Annotated in this window: 10 protein-coding genes and 1 pseudogene; 2 read left to right on the top strand and 9 right to left on the bottom strand. The window is 60.7% G+C overall.

What is annotated here, in order from left to right; genetic code table 11:
* From LX81_RS21125 to LX81_RS21090, 8 genes and pseudogenes are all read right to left on the bottom strand, one after another.
* Positions 1-376, bottom strand: a pseudogene (locus LX81_RS21125) (transposase); the annotation flags it as partial.
* Positions 377-552: 176 nt separating this feature from the next.
* Positions 553-2,088: a tripartite tricarboxylate transporter permease gene (locus LX81_RS21120; RefSeq protein ID WP_111539225.1), complete on the bottom strand. Its 1,536-nt coding sequence runs from the start codon at positions 2,086-2,088 to the stop codon at positions 553-555.
* A gap of 10 nt (positions 2,089-2,098) precedes the next feature.
* Positions 2,099-2,530: a tripartite tricarboxylate transporter TctB family protein gene (locus LX81_RS21115; RefSeq protein ID WP_111539224.1), complete on the bottom strand. Its 432-nt coding sequence runs from the start codon at positions 2,528-2,530 to the stop codon at positions 2,099-2,101.
* Between the two features lie 77 nt (positions 2,531-2,607).
* Positions 2,608-3,588: a Bug family tripartite tricarboxylate transporter substrate binding protein gene (locus LX81_RS21110; RefSeq protein WP_111539223.1), complete on the bottom strand. Its 981-nt coding sequence runs from the start codon at positions 3,586-3,588 to the stop codon at positions 2,608-2,610.
* 36 nt (positions 3,589-3,624) lie between these two features.
* Positions 3,625-4,431, bottom strand: coding sequence for a citryl-CoA lyase (locus LX81_RS21105; RefSeq protein ID WP_111539222.1), 807 nt, complete (start codon positions 4,429-4,431; stop codon positions 3,625-3,627).
* Entirely contained in the window at positions 4,428-5,621 is a 1,194-nt protein-coding gene (locus LX81_RS21100) for a CaiB/BaiF CoA transferase family protein (RefSeq protein WP_111539221.1), read from the bottom strand. Before LX81_RS21100 ends, LX81_RS21105 begins: the two co-directional genes overlap by 4 nt.
* The gene (locus tag LX81_RS21095) at positions 5,605-7,536 is read right to left on the bottom strand and encodes a TRAP transporter permease (RefSeq protein ID WP_111539220.1); all 1,932 of its coding nucleotides are present in this window, start codon (positions 7,534-7,536) and stop codon (positions 5,605-5,607) included. The genes LX81_RS21100 and LX81_RS21095 overlap by 17 nt, the downstream gene beginning before the upstream one ends.
* A 99-nt stretch (positions 7,537-7,635) precedes the next feature.
* Positions 7,636-8,616 carry a TAXI family TRAP transporter solute-binding subunit gene (locus tag LX81_RS21090; RefSeq protein WP_111539219.1) on the bottom strand — a complete coding sequence of 327 codons (981 nt, stop codon included), beginning with the start codon at positions 8,614-8,616 and terminating at the stop codon, positions 7,636-7,638.
* A 112-nt stretch (positions 8,617-8,728) separates the two neighbouring features.
* Here LX81_RS21090 and LX81_RS21085 point away from each other — a divergent pair, with 112 nt between their 5' ends.
* Both LX81_RS21085 and LX81_RS21080 read left to right on the top strand, forming a co-directional pair.
* Positions 8,729-9,412 (top strand): IclR family transcriptional regulator, encoded by a 684-nt coding sequence (locus tag LX81_RS21085; RefSeq protein ID WP_111539218.1) that lies wholly within the window; start codon positions 8,729-8,731, stop codon positions 9,410-9,412.
* 16 nt (positions 9,413-9,428) lie between these two features.
* Positions 9,429-10,376, top strand: coding sequence for an SMP-30/gluconolactonase/LRE family protein (locus LX81_RS21080; RefSeq protein WP_111539217.1), 948 nt, complete (start codon positions 9,429-9,431; stop codon positions 10,374-10,376).
* A 90-nt stretch (positions 10,377-10,466) separates the two neighbouring features.
* Here the strand turns inward: LX81_RS21080 and LX81_RS21075 are convergent.
* Positions 10,467-10,866 (bottom strand): transposase (locus tag LX81_RS21075; RefSeq protein ID WP_373280308.1); only part of this gene is annotated, 400 nt, incomplete at its 5' end.

Raw genomic sequence — 10,866 nt, 5'->3', positions numbered from 1 at the left:
GCCACGCCCCCCTTTTTCGCGGTCATGCTGGTCGCCGTTCTGTGCGCCTTGAGCTCGTTCGGCCGGGGCTCGGACCAGTGGCGCCTTGGGCCTCACCGTCGATCATGACGGTTTTCTTCTCGCCGTGCTCGGCAGCCAGATCGGCCATCATCCGGGTGAAGACGCCCTTATCGCTCCAGCGTTTCCAACGGTTGTAAAGCGTCTTGCGGTGCCAGTATTCCTTCGGCGCGCCGCGTCACCTCAACCCGTTGCGATCGATAAAGATAATGCCGCTCAGAACCCGTCTGTCATCGACGCGTGGCTTGCCGTGGGGCTTCGGAAGGTAAGGCTTCAGGCGCGACATCCGAGCGTCGCTCAGCCAATAAAGATTAGACATGTTCACCGCTCGCTTTCCAGCCGTGAATCACCCCACCTAATCGAAATCAATGGGTCCTGATCCTAGGAGCCGACGCGGGCATTCTAAGAAACTTGAGTCGGATAAGTCAACGGGATCCAGCCCAGCCCGGATCGCGTGATCGACACTACGGGCTGGGGGTTCAGGGTCAGCTCGAATCAGTCTCCAATCATCTCTTCCTGCTCGCTCTTCATTTTTCTCCGGACGGCGTGTCCGAGGAAGATTGGTAGCACGAACCCAATGATCGCAATGGCCCAGAGACCAATAGACAGCCACGAGTCTACAAGCGTCAGCCAATCTCCATTGGATATGCTCAACGCGCGACGGAGGTTCGACTCCATCTCATTCCCAAGAAGGATACCGAGAATAATAGGAACCAGAGGGACGTCGAGCTTTCGCAGGACCCATCCCAAAACTCCGAACCCCACCATCACCATCAAATCGAAGCTCGAACCCGAAATGCCATAGATGCCCACAAATGATATCATGGCGACGATCGGCATAAGGATGCGCGGAGGGACCAGAAGCACCCGGGTGAACAATCCGACCATCGGGATGTTGAGCGCGAGCAGCATGAAGTTCCCGATGAAGAGCGCTGCGATCAGACCCCAAACAACATCAGGGTTGTTCTGAAATAGCAGCGGGCCGGGCGTGATGTTCAGCGACAGCAGGACAGCCAGTAGCACCGCGGTCGTACCGGAGCCGGGGACTCCGAGCGCGAGCATTGGCACGAGGGCACCTCCTGCCGCCGCGTTGTTGCCGGTCTCGGGCGCCGCGACGCCGCGGGGGTCACCTTTGCCAAAGGTTCCGTCGCGGTCTACCAGCCTTTTTTCCACCGAATACGAGATGAACGATCCGAGCGAGGCGCCCGCACCCGGTAGGACGCCTGCGATGAAGCCCAACACGGTCGTGCGCCCCATTGTGGGAATGCAGGAACGCAGCATCGTCCAGCCGGGATAGATACGTCCAATGGTCATCTTGCCCTTGGTCGACTTGCTTGGGTCGTCCTCGCGATGTTCGAGAAAGACGAACACCTCGGAGAGCGCAAAAAGACCGACGATCGCGACAAGAAAGTCGATGCCGTCATAGAGATGCACTTCGCCGAAAGTGAAACGCGGCACGCCCGTCTGCTGGTCGACACCGATCATCGCAATCCCGAGTCCAAGCGCGGCGGCGAAGGCCGATTTGGCCTGGTTCGACGAGGCGACCCCCCCGAGCGTTGCAAAGGCCAGGGTGAAAAGTGCGAAGTATTCGGCCGGGCCGAACAGAAGCGCCACCTTCACGAGCTGCGGAGCGAGAAACACGAGTCCCCATGTCGCGAAGAAGGCGCCGACGAAGGAGGCCACGCCAGAGAGCGCCAGAGCCTCGCCAGCGCGCCCCTGCTGCGCCATGGGATAGCCGTCGAGACAGGTCATCATCGCCGGTTCGTCGCCAGGGATGTTGAGGAGGATCGACGAGATGCGCCCCCCGTACATCGCACCGTAATAGACCGATGTCAGCAGGATCAGGGATGGTGTCGCGCCAAGGCCCAGCGAAAAGGCCAGCGGAATTAGAATGGCGACCCCGTTTGAAGGACCGAGCCCGGGTAGCGCCCCCATTATGGTGCCGAGCAGACAACCGAGGAGCGCCAGGCCGAGGTTCTGCCAAGTCAGAGCAATTGCGAAGCCGTCAGCGAGGGAAGAGAGCACGTCCATGACTGATCTCCTAAAAGCCGAGCGGACCCTCGGCCAGCGATAGGCCGAGGACGAGATGGAAGACGACGTAGATACCGACAGAAGTGCCTACTCCGACCAAAATCGAAGCGAGGGGCGTCGTACCGAGCCGCCAGGTGAGATATCCGGCAGCGAGGGCCGTGGAGATCAGAAAGCCTAGCTCGGGCAAAACCCAAGCGTACAGCATAGTCACCACGACAGCGAAACCGATCTCCGCAAGCCGGTTCAGCGCCGGCCAGGCCGGGTTCGGGTCCGGCCTGCAGATGAACACCAGTGAAGCGATAGCGATCACTGCCGAAATAATGTAAGGAAAGGTCTTAGGACCGATCGCATCAGTCATGAAACTTTCTTGGATCATAGCTGCGCTGATGGCGTAGAAGATCGCCAGTGCGAGGCCGATTCCGCCGAGGATGCGGTCGCTCATTGAGACACCTCCGTAGTGAATACGAGATCTGTGTGGGGTGCCGGACTGATTACCCGGCGCCCTCAACCATCTTTGCGTTACTGGATAATACCAATTTCGCGCGACAGTCCCTCGATCTCGCTGATCGACTCCTGCACAAAGTTCTGGAATTCCTCACCCTGAAGGTCGAGCGGCGCGAGGCCGTTGTTCTCCATCACCGTCTTCCACTCCTCGCTATCATAGAGCGTCGACATGGTGTTGACCCAGTAATCATAGGCGGTGTCGCTCATGCCGCCCGGCACGTAGAAGCCCCGCCAGTTGGCGCCCACAGCGTCGATCCCCTGCTCTCTTGCGGTAGGCAGGTCCGAAAACTCACCCTCAAGCCGATCCGGCGCGAGAAGGGCGAGAACGCGGATATCGCCAGACTCCATGAAACCGGTTGCCTCGGACAGATCTCCCGTGAACGCCTGCAGTGATCCGGCGAGAAGTTGGGTGACGGCTTCGCCACCACCCTGAAAGGCGATGTACTTAACCTGACGGACATCCTCGACGCCGGCCTCTCTCGCAGCGATCAGGACCTTGAGGTGATCCCAACCGCCGACAGCAGAGCCTCCACCGATCGCGATTGAGCTCGGATCCTCCTTGATCTGGTTCATCAGGTCAGGAAGCGTCTGCAATTCGCTATCGGCGTCGACGGCGATTACGCCGTAATCCGCACCAACCGATGCCAACCAGCGTACGTCGTCCATGGTATTGCCGGGGAACGCTCCCTGCGCCAGCCGCGTAGCCGTCGCCGACGAGGCCGCGACGATCAGATCGTCGTCGGTGTCGCGCTTGTTGACAACCTCGGCGAAGGCCACGCCGCCCGACCCGCCGGCCATGTTCACGACCTGCATGGCGCCCGGAATCAAGTCGAGGTCCTGCAGGGTTCTGCCGACCTGCCGACAGGTGAAATCCCAGCCACCGCCCGGGTTGGCCGGAGCGATGCATTCCGGGCTGTTGGGCGTGAACTCCTGGGCTGCCAGTGGCACTGCGGCAAACGCCATTGTCGCGGCAAGAAGTGTGCGTTGGATGATCATGGGGTCTCCTCCTTTATTGAACTTGGATGTCGGGGTTCAGCTGGACGCGCCGCCGCGTGGCGGCCCGTCATAGGTCCATCGATAGGCCGGTGGGGTCGGCCCCTTGTTCCGGCCACCCTGCTGGCTTTGCTCCCAAGCGTGGGCGAGAATGCCCACCGATCTGGACAGGCAGAATATTCCGCGAGCGAGAGGCGCGGGAAACCCGAGTTCGGCAAAGATGACAGCCGTTGCCCCATCGATGTTCATCGGCACGGGGGCGCTCCTGCCGCGACCAAGTTCCGCCTCGACGGCGCGACCGATAGCGGCAAAGCGGCCATCGACGTCCCCAGTTTCAGCAGCCTCGTCGACGAGACCGAGGAGGCGCGGTGCCCGGGGATCGACCGGTTTGTGGAACCGGTGCCCGAAGCCGGGAACGTACTTGCCCCGGCTCTCGCGCCAGAGGCGGACGATTTCGGGAACGGCATCCGGCCCGCCCTCGGCGTCGATCTTCTGGTAGAGTTCCACAGCCTGCTCGCCCGCTCCGCCATGCACGTCGCCGAGGAAATTTACGGCCGAACCCATGGCGTTGTTAAGTGGCAAGCCACACGTGACGGCCATCCGGGCACAGGCGATCGACGGCGCCTGGGGGCCATGATCCACGGCCGCGACTAGAGCGGCGTCGAGAAGCGCCGCCTGGCCGGCGGTCGGAAGGTCGCCCCGGGTCATCAGCCAGATCATTTCCGGGAAGGATGCGTTGCCGATCAGCTGCTCGATCGGATGCCCCCGGAAGAAGATCTTCCCCGGTTCCATGTCGATGATCGAGGTTGTCCACCAATCAGAGACATCGTTGTGCGCGTCGGTCATATTGCCCCGCTGTACTTGAGGTTTTCCATCTCGCTGTCAGACAGTCCCAGCTCGCGCCAGACCTGCTCATTGTGCTGGCCAAGCTGCGGCGGTGGATCCGCAACCGTCGGGGCCTTCCCGTTCACCTTGATGCCGGTGGTGACGACCTGGATGTCGCGCCCGACGCCTGGGACTTCTGCAAAGGTGCAGAGGAAGCCGCGATCGGCAATCTGTGGCACCGAGAGGATTTCCGGGACCGACAGGATTGCCCCGGCGGGAACACCGATCCTGTTCAGTTCCTCCGCCCAATCGCGTGCAGGACGGGTTCTCAGCACCTCCTCGATCTCGCCCTTCAAGGCCTTGCGGTTCTTCTTCCGGTCTTCGCGCGTGGCGTATTCCGGTCTATCGCGCAGGTGAGCGAGATCCAGATGATTGGTCAGAAGGACCCATTGTTCGTCCTTATTGGCGGCGATGTTGAGCAGTCCGCCGCCGGCCTCGAAGGCGCCGGATGGGGCCGAGGTCGGGTTCTCGTTCCCGTGAGCGCGAGGTTCCTGACCAGCGATCAGATGGTTGGAGACGGCCCACCCCATCGTCGACAACACCGATTCCAGCATCGAGATGTCAAGGAAACCTCCTTTGGGAGTACCATTGAGGGACGCGGCGATAGCGAAGGCTGCCGTCATGCCTCCGACCGTATCGGCGATGGGGTAGCCCACGCGGAGCGGGGCGCTCTCTTCGTCGCCAGTGATGGACATGACCCCGGAAGCACCCTGGATGATCTGGTCATAGGCCGGACGATGAACCCACGGACCTTCCTGCCCAAAGCCTGAGATGGCGCAATAGACAAGGTCGGGCTTGAGCTTCTTCAGTTCTTCGTAGCCCACACCGAGCCGGGTCATCACGCCCGGCCGAAAGTTCTCGACCACCACGTCTGCCGTCTTCACCAGGCGCAGAAAGACCGCCTTGCCGTCGGGATGCTTTAAATTGACGGTCACCGACTTCTTCCCGGCGTTCTGGGCGAGAAAAGAGACCCCCATGTTCCTTGAGTTGAGGTCCGGATCAGCACCGAGCTGGCGAGCGAGGTCACCGCGGCCGACGGCCTCTACCTTGATGACCTCGGCGCCCATATGGGCCAGTTGATGACAGCAGAATGGTCCGGCCAGCACGTTGGTAAGATCCAGGACGCGGACGTTTTCAAGCGGTTTGGACATGGCGGGCCTTCCAATAGGCAGCAGCGAAGATCGAGACGATCAGGAGTGCACCGACGAGGTTCCAGGTAAGCGTCGGTCCAAGTATTGCGCAGGCTGCCACGGCGAGCAGAAGCCTTTCGGCAATGGACAGCCGTCGGACGAAGTATCCGACATGGCACGCGGATAGGCCGACGATGCCGATCAGCAAGAATGGCACGTAGCCCATCGCGGCAAGGAATCCGGTGCCTTGTGTTCCAATAACGATCTCGGGGTGGAACACCCAGGCGATCGGCAACACGAAGCCCACAGAGGCCAGTCGCAACGCGTTCAGCGCGAGAGCCACCGGATTCTCCTTAGCAATCGCGGCCGCCGCGAAGACGGCGAGAGCCACGGGTGGCGTGATCGCCGAGAGCACCGCGTAGTAGAACACAAAGAGATGGGTGCCGAGTTGGGAGACACCGAGATCCATGATCGCGGGGCCGGCCACGAAGATCACCATAAGGTAAGAGGCGGCCGTGGGCAGGCCCATGCCGAGCACGATCGAGCAGAACGCCGCAAGGATCAGCGCGGCCAGCAGGTTCTGGTCACCGAGCGCGGTAATTTCCTGGTTCAACTTGATTCCAAGACCTGTCGAGGAAATCGCAGCGATCACGATGCCGATCGCAGCGCAGGACAGGAGCACCGAAAGGCCATCCCGGCCGCTGTCCACGATGAAGACCGTCCAGTTCCGTGGCGAGAGGCGCGTGTCCGGAAGGATCATGCCCAGAGAGAGGATCGCGCCCGTTGCAATCATCCCGGAATAGACCGCCGGATAACCCGAGAAGAGCATGTAGAGAAGCGTGCCAAAGCCGACGACCAGCAGGGCTGCGCGGCTCCACATCTTGCTGTCCCATACCGGGGCCTCGTCCGAAAGCGGATCGAGCTGCAAGCGACCAGCTTCGAGCGCGACCGTGACCGAGAGGGAAAACAGGTAAAGCAGCGCCGGAACGAGCGCCGCGAACATGATCGTAACATAAGGAATGCCCGTGACGTCGGACATGATGAACGCGCCGACACCCATCACGGGAGGCATGATCTGCCCGACGCAGGAGGCGGTCGACTCGACGCCTCCGGCGAAGCGGCCGGAGAAGCCCGCGCGCCGCATCATCGGGATAGTCAAGACGCCGGTCGACGCCACGTTGGCCGGCGCGGACCCGTTGATCGATCCGAACAGCGCCGAGGCGATGATCGCGCATTGTGCCGGCCCCGACCGCTGGCCGCGTGTCAGCATGAGCGCAATGTCGTTGAAAAACTCGCCGGCACCTGTAAGCCGAAGCGCCACCCCGAGAATGACGAAGATCAGCACGATATCGACGACGGCCCCGAGAGCGACACCAAAGATGCCGCGATACCCGTATGAAATCTCGAGAACCCGATCGAGTGAAAAGGGACGGTGTTCAAGGATGCCAGGCATCAAGTGGCCGAACAGGAGATAGACGACAGCCAGAAGGACCACGGCGGTCAGCAGCCACCCTTCTGCGCGATGCGCCCCCACAATCACCACGACCGTTCCGACACCGTAACACCAAAGGTCCCAAGTGTTCGGCAGCCCTTCGCGATTGGCCGCGATCTCGTCGTACTGATCCGTGAAGTATGCATAGGCGAATGTCGCACCGGCGATGAGCAGGAGAGAAAGCCCCAGATCCAGCCATGTCCGGCGATCATCAGCACCACGCATTGCGGGATTCAGGCAGAAGATTGCGATCAGCCCCAAGTACAGGACAGTGCCGTATTGGATCTCCGAGGGGAAACGGCCGAACAGCTGCGTATAGACGATGAAAACGGGGATGAGGGTACAGGCAATCAAGCCGGCAATCTGCGCGGCCAGAAATATGGGGCGATCTTCGGTGTTTCCGGGCAGCAACGCGCGCACACCTTGTGTGAAGGTCGGAACCATCTTCCGGTCTCCTGGGTAATGCGGGGATGAGCTTCCGGTGCACTCTTGTGCCACGGCGGTGCTGCAAGTGGACGCACGCGGCGGCCGCCGGCAACGCCCTCACATTAGGCCGGCTTCCTTGTAGTAGCGCGCGGCCCCGGGATGCAGCTCGGCCGAAAGGGCCTCGAGGGCGCTATCCTTCGTCACTAGAGACAGCCCCACAGAGGCGGCGTTGACCGCGTCGATATTTTCCCAAAGTGCTTTGGTGAGTTCGTACACGGTGTCCTCGTCGACATCGCCGCGCACCATCACCTGGTAGGGGAACGTCCAGGCATAGGCATCCTCATCCGCCGCGACGCGGCCCTCATAAGCTTTCTCGATCGAGGCCGCGGGGATTTTCTGGTATACGTAGTATTCTCCGTTCGAGATCGCGTCCTTGAACGCGTCGAGCGTTTCGGGATCAGGCGAGACAAAGCGCAAGTTCATCTGCCGGGATGCATTATCGATTGCCGCCGTTGGGATAGAGCCCCATACAAGCGTTGCGTCCATGGTTCCGGCGGCCATCTGTTCCAGTGCGGGTCCGTACTCTATGGACTGGGCGTCCACCTCGCCATCGATGCCGTGAATGTCGAACAATGTTTGGGTGACTTCGCCGGCATTGCCGCCAGGCCGGCCGATCCCGACCCTCTTGCCTGCAAAGTCCGTAAAGGTCTCAATTCCACTGTCGGCCCGGGCGACATACTGTGCCATGCCGACCGGCATCGCCAGGATCGCCTTCATATCTGCATAGCCTTCACGGAGGCGCTCCGGATCCTCGATATACTTGCCGGTCCCGTTGAGAGCATCGAGATAGTGCGGGGCGCCCACCCCCACCATATCGACCTCACCCTGGGCGGCCTTGCGCATGCCTGAGACCGTGCCGTTCTCCACCACCGTCATCGAGATCCCCGCGTCGCGGGCGATCCCGGACCATACCACGCCCAGCTGATAATCGTCCGAAGTCGAAGAGACTCCGCTGAAAATTATGCCCTGCGCGCTGGCGGCAGTCGAGGTCAGCACGACGGTAGAAGCCAATACAATCGCTCGGAATGTGTGGAACATGTTCTCCTCCCAGAGATCCCAAACGTTCTGTCTGATAGAACGTTATTGCGCCTGATAGAACATTAATATAGAATTTGGTGATATGTCAAATTTTTAGCAAGGAAGGTGCACAGTGACGGAAGCCAAAGGTGTCGAAGCCGTTGACCGGGCACTGCAAATACTCGATTGCTTCACACCCGGGGAGACGGACCTGAGCCTCGCCGAACTCGCCAGAAAGTCCGGATTCTACAAAAGTACGATCATCAGGCTTGCCGTTTCACTCGAGAAGTTCGGCTACCTGATTCGCGGCGATTCCGGGCGCTATCGGCTTGGCCCCACGACTTGGCGCTTGGGGGCGCATTACCGCCGCTGCTTCGATCTGGCAGGCATCATGCGTCCGGAACTGAAGCTTCTTTCCGATGCAACGCAGGAGACCGCATCCTACTACGTTCGCGAAGGCGAGAGCCGTATCTGCCTGTTCCGGAGCGAGCCTGCACGCTCGATACGACATTCGATCACGGAGGGGGCCAGCATGCCGCTTATGCAAGGGGCAAGTGGGAAGATACTACTGGCCTACTCAGGTGATCAGTCGGAGGGTGATTCTACGATCCGCAAGCTTGGATTTGCGATCTCGCTCGGCGAACGGGACGCCGAGGTCGCGGCGATCGCGATGCCCGTCCTGTCGCGCGGCGGGCGGCTGATGGGTGCCATTGCCGTTTCCGGCCTGATCACGCGTTTCGGCGAAGATCGGCATCCCGAGCTGACCGCAGCCCTTGCCGAAGCCCAGAAACGACTTGTTGACCAGATCACCGTCTGACCGGAGCAACGCGGCCATGTCCCTTTATCCAATGCCCCAGATCTTGGAAGCCGAAATCTGGACGAGGATGCCAGAGGAGTTTCGTATCAAAGGCACGTCACCCTCTTGGGCGGCTGCGAACAAGCCGGGTCGTCAAATAGACGGTTTCCTTGAGGGGCCGAGCTTCGACACGGATGGAAATCTCTGGGTCACAGATATCCCCTACGGCCGCGTGTTCAGGATTACACCCGAAGGAAAGTGGTTGCTTGTCACTCAGTACGACGGCTGGCCGAATGGCCTGAAGATCCACAAAGATGGGTCCGTATGGCTCGCGGATTACAGGCATGGCATCCTCCAGCTCGATCCCAGCTCTGGTGAAATCATTCCAATCATTACCCATCGGCATTCTGAGCATTTCCGAGGGTGTAACGATCTGGTCTTTGACAGCCATGGCGTTCTCTACTTCACGGATCAGGGGCAGAGCGGAATGCACATGCCGAATGGTCGTGTGTATCGTTACGACCCTGTATCGGAGCGGCTCGATCTACTGATCGACACTGGGCAAAGCCCGAACGGCTTGGTGCTGAACGCGTCCGAGGACGCCCTTTACGTCGCGATGACCCGTGGGAACAGCATCTGGAGGCTGCCTCTTATGGCCGATGGTTCGGTCTCCAAGGTAGGAGTTTTTCTGCAACTCTCAGGAGGGCTTTCAGGGCCGGACGGGATGGCACGCGATACGATGGGCGGGCTCTGGATTGCCCATGCCGGTAATGGCTGCGTCTGGGGATTTTCACATATGGGCGTGCCACTGTATCGGATCACCAGCAGTAGCGGTTTGACCACAACAAACGTCGCCTTCTCACCCTCGCAGGCCAATGCAATCTACGTTACGGAATCCGACACGGGGAATATTCTCCGGGCGCATCTGCCAGTTCAAGGCGCAGCCATGTTCTCTCACAGCCAGACCCCTGCTGTACCGATATGACAACCCAAAGTAGGGATGCGGCATTAGGGTCAGGACCGGGCTGTCGGACGAAGCAGCTGAAGGTCGGACGGCCCCTTTTCCCGCCTGAAGTTAGCCAACGGGCTGTGTGACGGGGATGCCGAGAGCGGTGAAGCGGTTGAGGATTGCGATGCGCGTTTGGAGCTCGGCGGTCTGGCGATCGAAGTCGCGGGACATCAGCTTCTGACCGAGCAGTTTCATACAATTCACCTTGGTTTCGACGCGGCTTCGGCGATCGTACCCGCTCCGCTTCCTCCAGATCGTTCGGCCTACGCGTCCGATGGCACGCAGGGCTTCGTTGCGGCTCGCCGCGCCGGGACTATCCTTCTTCCACGGCTTTGCGTTCCGGCGGGGCGGGATGATTGCTTCCGCTCCACGGCCTGCGATGGCGTCACGGCAGGTGAGCCGGTGGTCGCCACCGGTTCGAGACCGCCGGCGAGCGCCATCATAGGCTCCACCGGCGGTGACCGAG

It is taken from the genome of Palleronia aestuarii, from assembly GCF_003253995.1.
GTDB lineage: Bacteria > Pseudomonadota > Alphaproteobacteria > Rhodobacterales > Rhodobacteraceae > Palleronia > Palleronia aestuarii.
The sequence above is the reverse complement of the archived record's forward strand: the minus strand, read 5'-3'. Positions and strand labels throughout refer to the sequence as shown.

What these genes read in the sequence shown, in the direction of transcription:
- LX81_RS21090 (WP_111539219.1), bottom strand. Translation starts at nt 8,616, where the DNA reads ATGTTCCACACATTCCGAGCGATTGTATTGGCTTCTACCGTCGTGCTG.
- LX81_RS21115 (WP_111539224.1), bottom strand. Translation starts at nt 2,530, where the DNA reads ATGAGCGACCGCATCCTCGGCGGAATCGGCCTCGCACTGGCGATCTTC.
- LX81_RS21080 (WP_111539217.1), top strand. Translation starts at nt 9,429, where the DNA reads ATGTCCCTTTATCCAATGCCCCAGATCTTGGAAGCCGAAATCTGGACG.
- LX81_RS21110 (WP_111539223.1), bottom strand. Translation starts at nt 3,588, where the DNA reads ATGATCATCCAACGCACACTTCTTGCCGCGACAATGGCGTTTGCCGCA.
- LX81_RS21105 (WP_111539222.1), bottom strand. Translation starts at nt 4,431, where the DNA reads ATGACCGACGCGCACAACGATGTCTCTGATTGGTGGACAACCTCGATC.
- LX81_RS21095 (WP_111539220.1), bottom strand. Translation starts at nt 7,536, where the DNA reads ATGGTTCCGACCTTCACACAAGGTGTGCGCGCGTTGCTGCCCGGAAAC.
- LX81_RS21120 (WP_111539225.1), bottom strand. Translation starts at nt 2,088, where the DNA reads ATGGACGTGCTCTCTTCCCTCGCTGACGGCTTCGCAATTGCTCTGACT.
- LX81_RS21100 (WP_111539221.1), bottom strand. Translation starts at nt 5,621, where the DNA reads ATGTCCAAACCGCTTGAAAACGTCCGCGTCCTGGATCTTACCAACGTG.